Annotated in this window: 16 protein-coding genes; 5 read left to right on the top strand and 11 right to left on the bottom strand. The window is 39.0% G+C overall.

Annotated elements, in window-relative coordinates:
• The first annotated feature begins 35 nt into the window (after nucleotides 1-35).
• Nucleotides 36-2,555: a hypothetical protein gene (locus ACZ5YP_RS05860; protein ID WP_464834820.1), complete on the top strand. Its 2,520-nt coding sequence runs from the start codon at nucleotides 36-38 to the stop codon at nucleotides 2,553-2,555.
• 40 nt (nucleotides 2,556-2,595) lie between these two features.
• Here the strand turns inward: ACZ5YP_RS05860 and ACZ5YP_RS05855 are convergent, their stop codons facing one another.
• Entirely contained in the window at nucleotides 2,596-3,777 is a 1,182-nt protein-coding gene (locus ACZ5YP_RS05855; RefSeq protein WP_464834819.1) for a magnesium transporter, read from the bottom strand.
• Nucleotides 3,778-3,851: 74 nt separating this feature from the next.
• Between ACZ5YP_RS05855 and ACZ5YP_RS05850 the strand changes: the two genes are divergently transcribed.
• Nucleotides 3,852-5,054 (top strand): potassium channel family protein, encoded by a 1,203-nt coding sequence (locus tag ACZ5YP_RS05850; protein WP_464834818.1) that lies wholly within the window; start codon nucleotides 3,852-3,854, stop codon nucleotides 5,052-5,054.
• Here the strand turns inward: ACZ5YP_RS05850 and ACZ5YP_RS05845 are convergent, their stop codons facing one another.
• Nucleotides 5,055-5,333 (bottom strand): hypothetical protein, encoded by a 279-nt coding sequence (locus tag ACZ5YP_RS05845; RefSeq protein ID WP_464834817.1) that lies wholly within the window; start codon nucleotides 5,331-5,333, stop codon nucleotides 5,055-5,057.
• Nucleotides 5,334-5,392: 59 nt separating this feature from the next.
• On the opposite strand from ACZ5YP_RS05845, the gene ACZ5YP_RS05840 reads away from it, so the two are divergent.
• Entirely contained in the window at nucleotides 5,393-6,493 is a 1,101-nt protein-coding gene (locus ACZ5YP_RS05840) for a saccharopine dehydrogenase family protein (protein WP_464834816.1), read from the top strand.
• Here ACZ5YP_RS05840 and glmS read toward each other — a convergent pair.
• Nucleotides 6,480-8,321 (bottom strand): glutamine--fructose-6-phosphate transaminase (isomerizing), encoded by a 1,842-nt coding sequence (gene glmS, locus ACZ5YP_RS05835; RefSeq protein WP_464834815.1) that lies wholly within the window; start codon nucleotides 8,319-8,321, stop codon nucleotides 6,480-6,482. The two genes, ACZ5YP_RS05840 and glmS, sit on opposite strands and share 14 nt — an antisense overlap.
• An 89-nt stretch (nucleotides 8,322-8,410) precedes the next feature.
• On the opposite strand from glmS, the gene pyrH reads away from it, so the two are divergent.
• Nucleotides 8,411-9,091 carry a UMP kinase gene (gene pyrH / locus ACZ5YP_RS05830; RefSeq protein ID WP_464834814.1) on the top strand — a complete coding sequence of 227 codons (681 nt, stop codon included), beginning with the start codon at nucleotides 8,411-8,413 and terminating at the stop codon, nucleotides 9,089-9,091.
• 75 nt (nucleotides 9,092-9,166) lie between these two features.
• Here pyrH and ACZ5YP_RS05825 read toward each other — a convergent pair whose 3' ends face one another.
• The 8 genes from ACZ5YP_RS05825 to ACZ5YP_RS05790 form a co-directional block, all read right to left on the bottom strand.
• Nucleotides 9,167-9,892, bottom strand: coding sequence for an RNA methyltransferase (locus ACZ5YP_RS05825; protein ID WP_464834813.1), 726 nt, complete (start codon nucleotides 9,890-9,892; stop codon nucleotides 9,167-9,169).
• Nucleotides 9,885-10,469, bottom strand: coding sequence for a methyltransferase (locus tag ACZ5YP_RS05820; RefSeq protein ID WP_464834812.1), 585 nt, complete (start codon nucleotides 10,467-10,469; stop codon nucleotides 9,885-9,887). Before ACZ5YP_RS05820 ends, ACZ5YP_RS05825 begins: the two co-directional genes overlap by 8 nt.
• A 3-nt stretch (nucleotides 10,470-10,472) precedes the next feature.
• The gene (gene rsmA, locus ACZ5YP_RS05815) at nucleotides 10,473-11,303 is read right to left on the bottom strand and encodes a 16S rRNA (adenine(1518)-N(6)/adenine(1519)-N(6))-dimethyltransferase RsmA (RefSeq protein WP_464834811.1); all 831 of its coding nucleotides are present in this window, start codon (nucleotides 11,301-11,303) and stop codon (nucleotides 10,473-10,475) included.
• On the bottom strand, nucleotides 11,287-11,838 hold the full coding sequence (locus ACZ5YP_RS05810; protein WP_464835967.1) for a DUF655 domain-containing protein: 552 nt from the start codon (nucleotides 11,836-11,838) through the stop codon (nucleotides 11,287-11,289). Before ACZ5YP_RS05810 ends, rsmA begins: the two co-directional genes overlap by 17 nt.
• Nucleotides 11,839-11,947: 109 nt before the next feature.
• On the bottom strand, nucleotides 11,948-12,316 hold the full coding sequence (locus ACZ5YP_RS05805) for an RNA polymerase Rpb4 family protein (RefSeq protein WP_464834810.1): 369 nt from the start codon (nucleotides 12,314-12,316) through the stop codon (nucleotides 11,948-11,950).
• 25 nt (nucleotides 12,317-12,341) lie between these two features.
• The gene (locus ACZ5YP_RS05800) at nucleotides 12,342-12,674 is read right to left on the bottom strand and encodes a 50S ribosomal protein L21e (protein ID WP_464834809.1); all 333 of its coding nucleotides are present in this window, start codon (nucleotides 12,672-12,674) and stop codon (nucleotides 12,342-12,344) included.
• Nucleotides 12,675-12,751: 77 nt separating this feature from the next.
• Nucleotides 12,752-14,095 carry a tRNA pseudouridine(54/55) synthase Pus10 gene (locus tag ACZ5YP_RS05795; RefSeq protein WP_464834808.1) on the bottom strand — a complete coding sequence of 448 codons (1,344 nt, stop codon included), beginning with the start codon at nucleotides 14,093-14,095 and terminating at the stop codon, nucleotides 12,752-12,754.
• Between the two features lie 9 nt (nucleotides 14,096-14,104).
• Nucleotides 14,105-15,454, bottom strand: a complete 1,350-nt coding sequence (locus ACZ5YP_RS05790) for a signal recognition particle protein Srp54 (RefSeq protein WP_464834807.1) — start codon at nucleotides 15,452-15,454, stop codon at nucleotides 14,105-14,107.
• A 194-nt stretch (nucleotides 15,455-15,648) separates the two neighbouring features.
• Here ACZ5YP_RS05790 and ACZ5YP_RS05785 point away from each other — a divergent pair, with 194 nt between their 5' ends.
• Nucleotides 15,649-17,196 carry an APC family permease gene (locus ACZ5YP_RS05785; RefSeq protein WP_464834806.1) on the top strand — a complete coding sequence of 516 codons (1,548 nt, stop codon included), beginning with the start codon at nucleotides 15,649-15,651 and terminating at the stop codon, nucleotides 17,194-17,196.
• Nucleotides 17,197-17,249 lie beyond the last annotated feature (53 nt).

The following is a 17,249-nucleotide window of genomic DNA, read 5'->3' as shown; positions in this document are numbered from 1 at the left end:
AACAATATATTAAACTATTTGAAATGGGTGTTACAATGAATAAATTAAAGACTATACTCGTACTTTTAATACTATTCCTAACGCTCTTCACACCACTAACCCCAATAGTAGATACAACACAACTAAAAACACATGGATCCAGCCAGGAAACACCATTAGCATACACGGTTGAAGCACCATACATAGTACCACTAGCCATGGGTAGTACAAATATACCAGTAGGCTTCGTCAAAGTATGGAATGACAATGAATACCTCTACGTATTATTCGAAATAGACTTGGACAGCTATCCAACATATAAAATGTATCAAACACACCTCTACCTCTCAAAAACACAGCCGGTGTGGAGCGCGCCAGGGCTATGGCCCTATAGCAATACATATCCATATCCAAACATGGTGACTTCAGACCTCTATAAAATACCACTAGCAGACATAGATGGAGGAGTTGGTGTAAATGAAACAATATACATAATGGCACATGCAACAATATACCAAGACAACATACAAATGGGAAGTGCTTATGGAGGATACTTCAAAGGCTACTTTACATATACAATCCAAGAGCAGCCACCACCAACACCCACAATATCACTATTGAAAACAGGCCCCATAGAGGCATATCCAGGCGGAGTATACAATTACCTAATCGTAGTTAGTAATACAGGCAGTGTAGTAGTAGACAATGTAGTCGTAGAAGACACTCTACCATGGGGCGTTGAATACATATCAGCCGATCCAGCACCAAGCGAGATAGTAGGCAATACAGTCAAGTGGAATATTGGAACAATAAGCATCAATGGATACGTATTAATCACACTAACAGTGAGGTTTTCACCAGAGCTAACGCCAGGAACACCCGTAGTAAACAATGCTATAGCATGGGGTGAAAACTCCAATACTGCAACAGCTAATTTCACAACGATGATCGTAGCTGGTCCATCACTAGTAATAGAGAAAACCGGGACAAGTATTAGCTATCCAGGTAGTCTAATCACATATATACTCAAGATTACAAATGACGGTAATGAAACCGCATACGATGTAACAGTATACGACTATATACAACTAGACAGAGTAGACGTAGTCTCTACAACACCCGCCTCGGTAATAACCAATAACACGGTAAAATGGAGTATTGGAACACTAAGCCCCGGGTCCACGATATACCTATACCTAGTCGTCAGAGTACGCGAGAGTGTATCAAATGGAACCCTCATACTAAATAGAGCGGAGGTTACATGGCGCGATAATACTGGGCAATTATATGGTCCGCGCAGTGACGAGTTTACAACATTAATACTCTCTAATCCACAACTTACAATAGTGAAATCAGGGCCTTTAACCACTCTGCCAAATCAACTAGTCACCTATACTATCACGGTATACAATGCTGGTGGTTCACCTGCATATAATGTAACAGTAGTCGACCAACTACCCCCAGAAGTAACCTTTGTTACTTCTACTCCAACACCATTCTCTATCTCGGGTAGCACAGTGACATTTAAACTGAGTAGACTAAACCCTGGAGAATACTATGTTATATTGATAACTGTAAATATGAGTGTAGTAGTAGAAGGCGACTACGAAGACTATGTAAACAATGCTAGTGTAACGTGGAGTGATATAGATAGCAGGAGTTATGGACCAGTTAGAGACGCCATTGTAACACGAGTGTATTCTAGGCCGCAAATAATACTTGGTAAAATAGGAAGCATAAGTGGATATATAAATGAAACAATATCGTTCACTATTACCGTGGTAAATACAGGTGGAAGTACTGCATACAATGTCACTGTGTGGGATTACCTACCATACGGGATAAAACTAGTTTCATCGAATTACACGTATCAATACGATAATGAAACAAGGAGGATTACATGGCTTATTGAGGAACTAGGTCCAGGCGAAACAATAATCATCACTATCCAGGCAAGAGTGTGCGAAATAGAATATGATGGAGTAATAGTGATAAACAATGTATATGCTAATTGGAGTGATGTAAATGGAGAACCATATGGTCCCGTCACAGACTTCCACCCAGTAAGACTATTTGTAAACCCATATGTCGAGGTATACAAGTCAGCTCCTACACTCTCACAGCCCGGTGTGAGACTCACATATACAATAAGACTAGTTAATCCGACACTAACAGTGATCACGGGTGTAGAGCTAGTAGACTACCTACCATCTAGAGTGACATATCTATCGAGTACGCCTCTAGGTGTATACAATGCATCAACACACACTATTAAATGGAGTAATCTAACAATACCGCCTGGAGGAGAATTAGTGTTTAGTGTAGAAGTACTAATACACACGGGTTTAATAAACGGGTCTCTAATAATAAACGAGGCCGTGGCAACCTGGCCTACTGGTTCTTCAACAGGACTCTCTACAACAATGATTACAACACCACCGCCTCCACCTACTCCAACTCCACCGAGAGCCGTTGGTGGAGAAGTAGTATATGACTACTCAGCAATAATCATAGTGGTTGTGGGAATAGCCATAGTCTTGCTTACTTCACTGGTTTTCATAGAGAAGAAGACTTAAAGAAACAATTCAACTTTTTTTCCTCAAAACAGCTTTCACTCTATACTAGGAGTACTAGTCCTAGTGTTGATACCACGATGGGTCCGAGTAGGTCTACAAAAGTAGTCATAATTGGAAATACAATGTTGTCTGGATCCCATCCTTCTCTATAAGAGAAAACTGTGAGTATATATGTCGTAGTAGATGCTAGTGTATAAACTATTAGTACAGACAGAGTGATTGTTAATACAAATAAAGCTGTTTTAACCAATGCGATCGGCGAGATAAGAGTTACTATTATACCCGCAGTAGCAATCGATGTATAAGTAGCTATAAATCCACTTATAGCGTCACCGCGGAAAGAACTAGTTGGTTCTTCAACACCGATGTGCAAGTCTATATTGAGCTTGCTTCCAAGATACCCCATTGCAGCACCAATAACAGCATTAAATGCAGGGAGCACACCGAGAATTTCAGGATTAGATTCTATCAAGGCTACTCGAGTAGCGAGTATAAAGCCTCCAATACTACTTCCAGTTGATGCTATAATAGATGAAGACAGGTTTTCTAATAAGTCTTTCAACCCCCCATTACGGTGGACAAACAGGGTAATTGGTATAAGCATAGAATACGTGAAAAACAAGAAGACTAGTTTGAAGTACCAGGGAAATACTTCGTGAAAGTATGCAACACTCAGTAAAACCAATGGGGTTGTAAAATCCCCAATACCCGTAACTATAGCTGCAACAAAAGTAGATGGATCCCTACCCGTCTTATACAAGTATATTATCGATGAAAAAGTAAGGGGTGTTAGAAAAACAAATACTATTAGTGTCGAAATAGAGGCTAGAAACAATAGTGAGAGAGGGTCTGGCGAATTCAGTTTTGTTATAAGTGATAAAACAAGCCCTATTAACGCGAGTATTGATGTAGCAATAATTGAAACTACATATCCAGTAGCAAGGTTTACAAGGTTTTCTCTAGACCAGTATTTGGGCTGAGCTAAACCCAAGTGTAGAGCTTTAGTGAGTCTATAGCCCATAGCTCCATATACATCGCCCCTCAAATCCATTAATCCAGGTGTAATAATTAATAGAACTGGGTAGACAACTAGTAAATCCACGTTAAATCTAAGCGTTATACCAGCTAGTATCTCGGCCAATCCCAGGGAAACCAGTGGTACCAACCACTTTCCAATATCCCTCACTGTCTTTGCAATGCTCTCATCCCCATGGTAGATCACTGCATCCTTCTATAATCACCCGGAGTTAGACTTAAATCCCTCCTTGATAATAAAGATTTTACGAGGAGTCAATATTGTCGCGGTTAACCCCCGACATACATAGAATGCTTCACATTAAACCATCAATGGTGAAGTATAAACCACTCAGTGTTAAATTTATTCTAGAGGAGATCTGGAAGTATGCAAATATAGCTATAGACCTGGCATTCTACGCATTCTTCAATAAAGACAAGGAGCTATCACTGAAAATCCTTGAATTAGACAAGCATATATCAGAGTATATAGCTCAATACATAATGCATAATTCTCTAGCATATGGTCGAACACAAGAGGGGGCGTATGCTAGTCTTCTTTCATTTTATTACGGCTCGGCAATGGATGGTATTTCAGACTCTGTAAAAGACATAGTATACTCTCTCCTAGTTGGTTATACTCCGAGAATAGACTATAATCAAGTACTACTCTACGCCGAGGGAGAAGTAGTAGGAAAGTTTATAGCAGATAAAGATTTCAAAGTAGTTGATTTAACAGATTCATACCCTGTTGACGTACTCCTTGTTGTAGAGAAAAACAAGTATTTATTCAATCCACAACCCAATTACATCGTTAAAAAGAACAGCGAGGTATATGTAAGAGGCTTTAAAGAAGTAGTTCTCAGACTCCTCGGAGATAAAGGATTAGAATACGAAATGAAAGACTTGAAAATACCAAAACTAGAACAAGTCATAAAAAACATCGTCGACATAAAAGACTGTACTGTATTAATGCTAGACCTAGCACACTATGTCTTAATGGAACACAATAGAGAATTAATGGATGAAGTCGAAGACCTAGAAGTATACATGGACTGGGCACACATGGAAACACTAAACATCCTCGGCGAACTAAGAGAAGAAGTAGACCAAGACACGTTTATTGGACTCGTCACAATGCTAAAAGAACTAGAAGACATAGCAGATGCAAGTGCATCGATAAGTAGAATACTAGAACTACAAGAAGAATACCCCGAAGAATACAGAGAGCTATTTAAACACGTATTTGAGAGCACAGCTGAGAAGATAAAATTGGTAACAGCTTCAAAAACTATACCATTATCCAATATTGAACACTATTTGAGAAAATACGGTGGTCACATACTAGCAATAAAGACAAGAGAAGGGTGGATAGCTTACCCTCTAGCTAGAAATATATCTATAAATCCAGGAGACAAGTTAATTATTGTCTACCAGGAGGAATTCTCTGAAGAAGTAGAGAGGCTTTTATCGGAAAAACTATGATTAACCAGCAATATTGTCTTCCATGTCTATACACTTACTTCTACGTAGTCTAACAGCCGCGCTTTTAACTACTTCTATTAAATATCCTTCTTCGCCTACTACACCAGATCCAATGAATACATCATCAATATATATTTCTGGGTCTTCCGTGTTTCCATCTTCAATGTGAACTTCTATTTCATCGCAGAGTTCTCGTGTAAGTATATCTCTTATTTCAAGGAGCCAGTTGTAAACAGTGTATCTCCAATAATTGTTTCTTCCTTTTACAGTGATCTTCAAGTGAAACCCCTGGTTTATTACTTTTCCCAAAAAGATTAATAATTGTAGAGGTGGCATGTTTGACATCTATAATGATTGTGGGGTTGGGTAGAGTAGGATCAAGGACACTAAAATATCTAAGGGAACTCATTCCTAAAGCAAGCTTTATTGTAGTAGACACTGATAAAAACAAACTGGTTGAAGTATCCAAATACGAGGGCATAGAAGCATACCAGTATGAACCAGGAATACTTGGAAAACTAGGAGAAAAAGTAGACTTGGCGGTGACAGCTCTACCATCTAGTATTGCATGGAGGAGCATTCTTGAATTAACTAGTAGGTGTGTAAGTGTAGTTGATGTTTCATTTGTAAACGAAGATCCATACATACTTGAAAAAGTAATTGGTGAATGCAACGGCTTTCTAGTTGTAGATGCTGGTTTCGCACCAGGATATAGCAATATTGTTGCTGGATATGCATTCTACAAACTAGGATTAAAATACAACATAGAAATCGCTGTGGGAGGAATACCAGAATACCCTGTTCCCCCAATAGGCTACGTTGTTACTTGGAGCGCTAGAGACCTACTCGAAGAATATACGAGGCCAGCTAGAATTATAGAAGATGGCGTTGTCAAATCAGTAGATCCACTGGCATTCATTAAAAACATTGAGATACCGGGGATAGGTGTTTTAGAAGCGTTTTTAAGTGATGGATTAAGAACAATGCTGAGAAATATTAAAGCGAGAAATCTAAGAGAGTATACTCTGAGATGGCCTGGACACATATCTGCTATTAGACTACTAAGAGACCTTGGTTTTCTAAACTCCGACGAAGTGGAAATAAATGGTGTTACTATTAAGCCAATAGATTTTACAGCAACTCTATTCGAAAAGAAGTTGTCGTTGAAAATCAATGATATTGCAGTACTCCAGGTATCAGCAAGTGGAGATACACTTCAATATAGAGAAACTGCTTTGCTAAAGGGCTCGATAGAAGACCCTGCAACACCAGTCTTTACAGCACTAGTCCACGCCTACACTGTTAAACTAGGAGTTGAAAAGAAGATAAAACCAGGTGTTATAGCTCCAGAAAACCTCTACGAGTATAAAGAAGAATACGAGAAATACCTTGCCTCGAAAGGAGTAGTTATAAATAAAGAATCTACTATTCAACAGTAACTGTTTTAGCGAGATTTCTCGGTTTATCAGGGTCATACCCGTATTTCACAGCTAGATGGTAGGCTAGTAGTTGGAGGAAGGGAGTATGGGTTAATGGAGTAAGCAACCAGTGTGTAGACTCTACTGTAACCGGATAGTCAACTTTAGCTACGAGATTCGACTCCTTGTAGAGAACACCAATTACAAACGCTCCTCTCGCCTTCATTTCCTCGATGTTTCCAAGTAGTTTTCTTTCTAGTTCACTATCATTAGGTACTATGAATACGACTGGAAATCCGGGTTCAACGAGAGCTATAGGGCCGTGTTTGGATTCTCCGGCAGGATACGCCTCAGCATGGACATAGGCTATTTCCTTGATTTTTAGAGCTCCTTCTCTAGCAACCGGTACTCCTATACCACGGCTTAGATAATACATGTTTTTCGAGCTAGAGATCTTGTCTATTAGTAGTTGAACAGCGTTATTGCTCTCCTCAATTAATTTATCCATGTTTTTAATAGTGGGTTCAACATGGTTGACGAGTATATCTCTAAATTCTGATTCTCTGAGAACTCCGCTTGCTACTCCGTATTTTAAAACTATATAGCTAAGTGTCAGGGTTTGCGTGAGAAAGGTTTTTGTTGCTGCTACTCCTATTTCAGGCCCTGCTCTAGTGTATACTGTATAATCGCTTTCTCTTGGAATAGCTGAATCAACAACGTTTGAAACAGCTATTGCTTTAACACCTCGTTTTCTGAATGCGCGGAGTGCTTTTAAAGCATCTATTGTCTCGCCACTCTGGCTTACAACTACTAGTACATCTCTATTTGAAGCTGTATTCTCGTAGATCTCGTATTCGCTTGCAATAAATGGCGTGACTAGTCTATTAGTCAACTTGGCCATTGCTAGCGCGAAATACTCTGATGCGTGAAAGCTCGTTCCAGCTCCTGTTACATAGATTTTATCTGCATTTAATAGTAGTGATACTGCTTCGTCTACTCTAGGATCACTATATAATCCACTAAGTGTTTGACCGAGAGCTCTCGGCTGTTCATATATCTCTTTTAACATGAAGTGTGGGTAGCCTTCGCGGCTGGCATCTTCAAGACTCCACTCTATAAATCTAACGTATTGATCGAGATTTGAAATCCCGTCTTTTCCAAGTTCTTCTATATAGACACCACTGGGTGTAACATATCCAACCCAGTAGTCTCTAACTACTAAAACCCTCCTCGTGTGTTCGAGGAGTGCTGGTATATCGCTTGCTAGTAGGTTGTAGTTTTCTCCAAGTCCTATTACTAGTGGACTATCTTTCTTGGCAAAGAATATCTTGTCTGGTTCTAATGGTGTAATCATTAGTATTGCATATGTTCCACGTATTAATCCAACAGCTTTTTTAAATGCTTTGTATACATCACCTATTTGTCTATAATACTCTTCAACTAGGTGTGAAAAAACCTCTGTATCAGTCTCAGAGGTAAATATGTGTCCTTTATTCAAGAGCTCTCTCTTTATCTCTAAGTAGTTTTCTATAATGCCATTATGTACAATTGCAAATAATCCCTGACAGTCGAGGTGGGGGTGTGCGTTTATATCTGATGGCGGGCCGTGTGTAGCCCACCTAGTATGTGCTATTCCAACCCTCCCCTCCAACTTTGTAAAGCCATATTTAGACTCCAGCTCGCTAAGCCTCCCCTTACCCTTTAATACAAGGAGTTTTTCAGATTCTACTATGGCCATGCCGGCTGAATCATATCCTCTATACTCTAGTCTAAGCAACCCTCTGTAAAGGGCCTCACCTAGTTTTAATTGATTCTTGTCTCTAAGACAAATGCCTATAATTCCACACAATACACGAGCACCACTAAATACCTGATTTATGTGTTTTTCAAATCCAAATTAATAAGCTTGAAATGAGAGATTGTTTTAAGGTGTTGGTTATGAGTGATCAAGAACTACTAGTTATTAAACTAACTGGCAAGGCCTTTGACAATCCAGAAGTGCTTTCAAAACATATTAATGTATTAAAAAACCTCCTAGAGAAGTATAGAATTGTACTCGTTGCTGGCGGTGGAGGAAACGCTAGAAAATACATTGAACTAGCTTCCCGTATAGGCGTAAACTCAAATTACTGGCTCGACTTGATTGGTATTTGGGCTTCTAGAGTAAATGGATTGGTATTGATATCTGCTCTGAGCAACTATGCATATCCATTTACCCCGGTAACCATTGAAGAAGTACTTCGAGCTGTAAAGTATAGCAGACTAGTAGTTATGGGTGGATTAATACCAGGCCAGTCAACTGCTTCAACACTACTAGAAGTAGCTGAAGCTCTAAGTGCTCGTAGAGTATACTACTACTCAGCAGTGGGCAGAGTATACGATAAAGATCCAGCTAAATACAGCGACGCCAAGCCATTCAGTATTATAAAAGCAAGCGAGTTGAAAACCCTACTAGTCCAGAAAATCCTACCAGGTGAATATGCATTAATAGATGAAAAAGCACTAGACTTGGCAATTAGAAGTAGAATTGAAATACAGCTACTAGACTATAGAGAACCAAGTCAAATCTATAGCGCTCTAAGAGGAGAAAACCCAGGTACACTGATTGTACCAGAATAAACAGTAAACAAGGTTTTATACCAAGTTGTTTTCAACCCTTGAATTCAAAGTATTTTGAACACGGGTTTTAGTAAACTAGTTTCCTGGGGGTGATCCACCTTTTTCTTTTAGTTTTCTTAAAACTCTACGAGACCAGTATAGAAGTGTTTTCCCCTCGAATAGTGATGGAGTTGATCTATAAATAATGTTTTTCAATACTCTATTACACCTCTCAGCCTTGTCTTTCGTTGTAACTACCATTGATGTTACTTCTCTCAATACTTCTAGTGTTTTTTCAATGTCTTCGCGGCTTGCACGTGGAGGTATATTTGTAGGTGTAATACCAGTCTTCTTCCATATCTCCCATAGAAAGATAGCAACAGACTGGCTAATATTGAGAACAGGGTATTCGGGGTTAGCTGGTATTGATACGAGAAAGTCTGCTCTAGCTAGTTCCTCGCGTGTCAACCCAGTACTCTCTCTACCAAATACAAGTGCTATTTTATTGACTCGAGGTAGTACTTTCTCCACGAATTCCTCTATTGATAGTGCCTGTCTTAACGGGTCTCCCTCTGAATAACCTTTCGCGCTAGTAGCTACAACCACGTCAACTCCCTTCAAAGCCTCATCTAGTGAATCTACAATTATACTCTTTGACAAGAACTCTCTACCACCAGCGGAATATCTTAATGCTTCTTCCACACTAGCAACTGGTTTAACCAGGTATAACTCGCTTACTTTGAAGTTTACACATGTTCTAGCTATTACTCCCAGGTTCACTGCTCCCTCTATCCCTACGAGTACAACTCTTACTTCAACCAATTTTCACACACTCAACAAGATATAGTGTTTCAAAAAAGAAGTTTTTAGTATGAGAGTATTTAATTTTAAAGCCTTTGACTTCAAGGTGTCTAACTACTACTTCTGGCTTGGATAAACTAGAATATACGAGGAATAAAACACCATTATTCTTCAACATCAACCACGCGTAGTCAATAAATTCCAGTATTGCTTCATAGCCCTCTATTCCACCCTCAGTAGCAATATCTTCCACTACGCCCTTAAAGGCTGGAAGATATGGAGGGTTTGCGAAAACAATATCAATTGAAAACTCTCTAATAACAGAGCCGTCTCCTTGAACAACAATACTCATCCACGCATTATTCTCTACAATATTCAAACGCGTTGTTTCAACAGCGTCTTCAGCTATATCTATAAATACAACGCGTTGACAGAAACCATTTAGGAGGGCATAGAGCCCTAAAACCCCCGAGCCAGATCCTAAATCTACACAAAGGTCTCCACGCTGTTTCCTCTCAAACAAGGCATTTATAATCATCCAGGAGTCATCACTCGGTCTATAAACATCTCCCAGGTATTTTAAAACAGGGTGTTTCAACTCCTACACCAATCCACGAGAGTGCAGTTCTCTCGATATTGCCAGCCAAGACTCGGGGTCTATAGTGTAAACCCTCCTACCGGCAAACTCGGAGAGTACACCTAGATCCCTGGTTTCCACACCAAACTTCTCGCGTAGTACTTTCTCGAAAAATCTTTTCCTCTGAGTGAAAAACACTCTAGTTACATCTTCAACTACTCTTACCTCGTCTGTATATCTACGTTTACGTGTCAATACGATTACTTGGTGGCTGACTTCTGGTTTAGGGTAGAAACTACTTGGTGGGTAGACACCACCTAGTTTTACATTAAATAATAGTGATACTAGAATAGTTATTCTACCATATTGTTTAGAGCCTGGGGGAGCTGTAAGCCTCTCTGCTACTTCTCTCTGAATAGTTAATACTACTTTCTCTACTGTGTTTTCCCTGGCTGTTTTAACGAGGAGTTCAGATGTAATGTGGTAGGGGAGATTTGAAACCAGTGTCCTACTTGTAAAAGGTGTTTTCAAGGCATCTCCATTAACAACTATAAACTCGGATTTACCAACTACATCTCTTGCAATACTGCATAATCTAGGATCTAATTCAATACACAGCAACCTCCTGGTTTTACTTAGAAGAGCCATGGAGAGCGTTCCAAGACCACACCCTACCTCCAATACGTAGTCTTCACTTTCAAGGTATCCAGTGACTTCTCTGAGTAGTAAGGGGTCGACAACGAAGTTTTGACTAAACCTCCTTCTTGGTTTCACTCCGTGTTTTCTAAGTATAGTTTTAGTCCAGGAGAGAAGAAAAGACCTTGTTGATTCAAGTGGATTAAAATATTTCTCCATAAAGTCTCTCCAAGTAGCCGAGGTAAATAGCACTTCTATCTCTCGGCTTTATAAACAAGTAGTATTTTTCATTGCCAATCAACTCCTTTATTACTCTCTCAACAAGTGCTTTCACAGGGTCTATTCCAACCCTTGTCTTGATGTCTTCGAAACTAGTAAATCTTGATTGTCTACGAGCATCGAGAATAGCATTCATTGTCTTTTTACCAATATCGGGTAGGAGTTCTAGTGAGTGTAGTCTTATATTTATGGGTTCAGCTATATTGAAAAACTCTACAAAGTACTTTTCGTTTTCAAGTATTATACGTCTAATAGCTTCGGGGAGGTTGGTGCGAGACATAGAAGTTAACTCGTTGTAGGAAATAGGAATAATTCTTCGGAGTTTACTGGGAAAACTCAAATCCACTCTCTCTAAGTATTCTATTCTAACACCAATAAGAGGACTTGCTTCTAGTAGAGAAAAGTATTTTACACCAATACACTGGACAAAGGGTTGATTTCTATGCTCATAGTGTATATCTGAGGGATTACCCATTTCAAGATAGTCTAATACATATACAGCTGGCTCATAGTGTTTTCCTACTCTATGTGGACTACGAGGAGGATGAGACAATACAAACCCCTTTAAATCCTAGTTATATAACTTATTGAGATTGTAAACAATACTCTTTAACAAGAGAGAGGATAGCTTCTAAATTCTCTTTCTCTGGAGTTTTCTCCTCAAAGACTAATAGTGTGAATAACTCGTCAATGGTTTGTGGACATATATTCATAATCATTACAATACTCTCTTCTCTAAGCCCGAGCGAAGCAAGCTTCTCTCGGAATTCACTTGCTTTTTCCACGGGGACTTTTGAGAATTTTTGAAGATAGTCGAGTACTCTCTGTGCAATAAGTGGAACAGCTCCTGTTTTTTCTCTTTCTCTCTCTACATACTCCCTCAGAATTTTCAATGCCTCTGGATTAGAGAGTAAAGTAATCTTGTCTGTTTTTGCCTTCATTGGGAGGCTCAAGAACAACCACCACTATATAATCAAACTACTGGCCGGTAACTTGTGTAGTTTGTGTTTGAATTGGTGCAACAGGTCTGAGGTGTTCTGGCCTTATAAACAATATCTTTTCTTTGTTTCCAACTACTACTTTTACAATATAGCTTCTACCCCTCTTCCCGATTACTTCTCCTGTTTTACCATGATATCTTCTATGCGGCATGCCTTTATGAATTGCTGGATTTGTAATAATGTGGACTTTGTCTCCTGGTTTATACTCAATCATTAGTAGGCTTAGACTAGGCACTGCTCCTTTTTCACGAATGTTCTTTTTGTATAGTTTTCTCGTTCTATGTCTTAAACCCCTTGGTGCTTTAACCATGTAAATACACCCTTAACCCACTAAGCAAAACAAACTTCTAACACATGAACTAGTCTTGTCGGCTCTTTTATTTTTAACTATTTTACGTCTTCAACATATACAACATCTAGCTCAAAGGGTATTAGTTTTTTACCGAGGTATTCGCTGAAACTAGGAGTTGTTCTTCCATTATCTCCATGAACTAATTCCTTTACGTAGAGTCCACCATCACAGTGTATAAGTGCCTCGAACACTCTGTTTGACACCATGTAAGTTTTAACAGTGTAGACTCTACGACGCCTCTCTCTATCCTTCTTCCTTCTAAGTATCCTTGTTGGAGTTCTCTGTTTAATCTCTCTATTCGAGAAGAACTCTTCTAGAGCTTGTAGCTCGCTTGGATTTACTGGTTCACTAGAATAAATAGATACTCTATAAACCTTCTTTTTCTGCTTACTGGTCTCTTTGATTAATCCGATTTCGCGCCTAGAGCTCTCTGAGTAGACTTCTACTCTTATAGGAGCTATTGTATACTTCTCTAAGAGAACACTATTGACTTGATCAATGGGAACACTCCTTCTTTTTGGTTTTTTAACTTCTATGATTAAGGGACGTCCACTACCAATCATTCTAGCATCTACGTCTTCGCGTCCAGCAGCGTGGATAACAACTTCTTCTGCTTCAAAGAGGTCTTTTAATGCGTATTCAATAAACTCCTGTATGCTAATAGGGTATTTCTTGCCTCCGCTACGTGTATACCATGGTATATGTGATATATTTCTCCCATTCTTCCAGTATTTGCCAGTGAGGAATATGGGGTTTGCTTCTACACTAATAGAGTAGTTGAATTCTCTATCGAAAGATATAACTAGTACAACATCTGGTTTTGCAAAATCTGGCTGTATATTACAGGTTTCCATTATGGCCTTGCCTATTTCTCTCTTTAACTCTCTTTTAATTGACTCGGTTGAATCTGATCCATGTTTTACTATTATTTCTAGTTCTCTCTCGAGTATTTCTCTATCAAGTACTATTCCAACTAGAAATGTAGATGCACTGTATTCTCTGAGTTTACTACAAGCCTCTCTAGCTATTGCTTCAATTAGTGTTTCTCCTAGTTTTCCACTGCAAATATGGCATTTTCTAGGTTCTATTTGTTCACCATATATCTTTCTATAGGTAGATGCTATTTGGCCCCCTCCATTCTCTGCTAGTATCTTGTGTACTTCTCTCCTCGGGGTATTGGTGGTATACTCGTTATGTATTTTTATGGCTAGAAGTGTTTTCAATGTAAATCCTCGATCATAGTTTGAAAGTCCAATACCATATTTTGCAAACATTCTTCCAAGACACGAGTTACACAATGGGTATTCTATGAGAATGCTTTCTGCTTTATTGACGATGTTTTCTACTAGTTTACTAAATCCCTCTATGTTTTGATTCACAGTAGACCCCTATTTTCCAGCTCCTTCTTCCTCTTCTAGTGATTCAGGTAGTTGAATACCTAGTTTCTTCAATACATCTTTTCTCCTCAATGTCTTCATTAACTTCTTCATAGCCTCGTATTGTTTGAGTAGTTCGCGTACATCGTTTATTGATGCTCCTGCTCCATAAGCAATTCTCTTCATACGAGACCTGTCTATTATTTCTGGATTGTCTAGTTCTTCGTAGGTCATAGAGTTTATTATTGCAATCCACTTATCCATTTTCTTCTCTAATTCCTTGGTATCTACCTCCATTGGAATTTTGAGTTCGAATCCAGGAATCATTTGAAGTACTTTTCTAAGAGGTCCGAGCTTCCTCATGCTCAGAAGTTGCTTGTATACTAATCTCATATTTAGTTTTCCTTCTATTAGCTTCTTAGCGTCTTCTTCCGTGAACTCCAATTGCATTTTCTTTACTGATTCAACAAGGCTTTCAATATCTCCAAGACCGAGAACTCTCGAGATAAACCTCTGTGGTTTAAAGACTTCTAAATCCTCTATTTTCTCGCCTGTTCCAATGAATTTTATTCTAGCACCAGTAGCTGCAACGGCTGATAGTGCACCACCGCCTTTTGCTGTACCATCTAGTTTTGTAACTATTATTGAACCTATTGGAGTTGCCTCGTGGAATTTCTTGGCTATATTGTATGCTTGCTGTCCAATTGCAGCATCAATAACTAGAATTATTTCGTCTGGATTTACTGCTTTATAAATCTCTTTCATTTCTTCGAGCAACATCTCCTCTCTATGGTGTCTTCCAGCAGTATCTATTATTACAATATCAAATCCTCTTTGAACAAAGTATTCAACACCCCTCCTGGCTATTTCAACAGCGTCTGTCTCGCCTGGCTCGCCATATACTGGAACACCTATTTTCTCACCTAGTTGCTTGAGTTGCTCGTATGCTGCTGGTCTATACGTGTCTGCTGCTACCAGTCCTACTTTATAACCCTCTAGTTTATAGAAGTATGCTAGTTTACCAGCCGTGGTGGTTTTACCACTACCCTGTAATCCAACTAGGAGTATAATCCATGGTTTTTTACCTGGTTTAACAACTGGCTTCTTTTCTCCCCCAAGAAGCCTCAGTAGCTCCTCATATACAATAGTAATAAACCAGTTCTTCCTTGAAACCCCTGGTGGTGGTTTTTCATTTAGTGCTCTTTGTTTTATTCTACTTGATATTTCAGAGACTAGTTTTAAATTAACATCTGATTTAATCAACTCCCTCTGTAAATCCCTTACAAACTCGTTAACAGCCTCCTCGTACTTCTCTTGACTAAGAAACTTCTTGAGTGCTTCCTTAACACCTTCGAAAACCACGTTTCAAATACCCCGTTTTCTAGTCTAGGCATTAAATGCGTTTGAGTCAATTTATCCCTTTAATACGAGAAGTCATAATAAGTTTTTCCAGTGGCTAACGAGCAGGCTCATATAGATAAAAATATTAGTGTGAATTAAAACTATGAGTATGTGTAGAGAGGGGGTGTACGTAGAACTGGCACCGTGGTGGTCTAATGAGTGATATGGAAAAAAGTAGGCGAGTCTTTACATGGCTTGATGTATTCCTCTGGAGTATTGCAAACCCCCTGGCTTCTGGACTACTATTCTTCTCTGTAACAGTAACAGGGTTTCCAGGAGCATATGGCGGTGTAATTCCACTATCGTTTTTCTTCGCCGGCTTGCTAATATACCCCTTGGTTTTAATTACTGCGATTTTCTCTTCGTTTTTTCCGAGAACAGGGTCTTTCTACTACTTTATTACACGTGGATTAGACCCGGTTGTAGGTATTATAGCGATATGTCTATATCTATATGCGTTATTCCATGGAATTGGTTATTTATCTTATTCATCAGTTAAAATACTGGGTAGTGCACTCGTTACAAGTGGTGTTATAACTGGCGACTCTCAACTCGTATATCTCGGAGAGGTGTTTTCAAAGCCTATTACAGCACTTGTTTTTGGAGCACTAGTTGTAATAGTTGTTTTTGCATTGAATATTAGTGGAGTAAGAGTATTGAAGGCGAGTCTTAGGATTACGACGTTAATTCCACTCGTTGCATTGTCTTATATATTAATTCTAAGCATACCATTTTCTAACACTGTATTTGTAAATAACTGGAATAGATTCTTCAATGGAAGCTATTACTCAATAACTCAATTAGCACTGAGCGGGGGGCCTGGAATACCTAGACTTGAAGCCGTAGACCCGTTTACTAGTACATCATATTTAATACTCGTGGCGTTATGGGCTTTCTTCGGTGTTGAAACAACTGGTTTTATCGCTGGAGAAGTAGAAAACCCACATAGGTCTTATTGGAGGGGTCTTTTAGCAGGGTATAGTGTCCTACTAGCACTATATATTGCAACACCTGTTGTCGTTACAGCTTTCACTGGATACGAGTTTATATCTGCATATAGCTATCTCTACAACTTCTATCGTTCAGAACTAGCTGGCATCATGGGGACTACTCCAATAGAACCCGGTATTTCACTGTATTTATCAATATATTTTGCCAATAAGTACCTGGTCATTCTACTTGGTATAACTGGTTTTCTATTCTACTTCAATACTGTTTTAACAAGCTTTGCCACTGTTATAAGGATATTTCACGCTATAAGTAGTGATAAATTAATGCCGGGGCGTTCACTTAGAAGCCACTATTATATAGCCTTTACTCTCTCACTCCTTGTTTTAACGCCGTTTTACCTCGTTGAGGTATACCCGGTTTTAAAACTAGCTTTATTTGGTATAGCCGTTTTAAACTATGGTTTCTTCATGGTTTTCATTGGGATTTCAGCGCTCTCCATATCTCTAGTTAGAGAGAGATTGTTTAGACAACTTGTCTTCAAGAATAGAAAGCTCATGGTTATATCTGGAGTTATATTGACTAGCACTGGTTTTGCATCTACACTGATAGGCCTTGGCGAGTCTTTAATAATAGTTGGTTTCACCATGATTGTCTCTCTATTAATTCTAGGCATGCTAGTATTAATGGTATATACTGGTAGAAAGAGAGGTGTAGACTACGAGGTGTTATTTTCAGAGATTCCTCCATACTAGTTGGGAAATCCATAGGAAAACTTTATATGTATCTTTAAACATTTATAAAGAAG

It is taken from the genome of Sulfophobococcus zilligii (assembly GCF_055398255.1).
Note: the sequence above shows the minus strand (reverse complement) of the source record. Positions and strands in the feature narration are given on the sequence as shown.

What these genes read in the sequence shown, in the direction of transcription:
- ACZ5YP_RS05785 (WP_464834806.1), top strand. Translation starts at nt 15,649, where the DNA reads ATGAGTGATATGGAAAAAAGTAGGCGAGTCTTTACATGGCTTGATGTA.
- ACZ5YP_RS05860 (WP_464834820.1), top strand. Translation starts at nt 36, where the DNA reads ATGAATAAATTAAAGACTATACTCGTACTTTTAATACTATTCCTAACG.
- ACZ5YP_RS05800 (WP_464834809.1), bottom strand. Translation starts at nt 12,674, where the DNA reads ATGGTTAAAGCACCAAGGGGTTTAAGACATAGAACGAGAAAACTATAC.
- pyrH (WP_464834814.1), top strand. Translation starts at nt 8,411, where the DNA reads ATGAGTGATCAAGAACTACTAGTTATTAAACTAACTGGCAAGGCCTTT.
- ACZ5YP_RS05810 (WP_464835967.1), bottom strand. Translation starts at nt 11,838, where the DNA reads ATGGGTAATCCCTCAGATATACACTATGAGCATAGAAATCAACCCTTT.
- rsmA (WP_464834811.1), bottom strand. Translation starts at nt 11,303, where the DNA reads ATGGAGAAATATTTTAATCCACTTGAATCAACAAGGTCTTTTCTTCTC.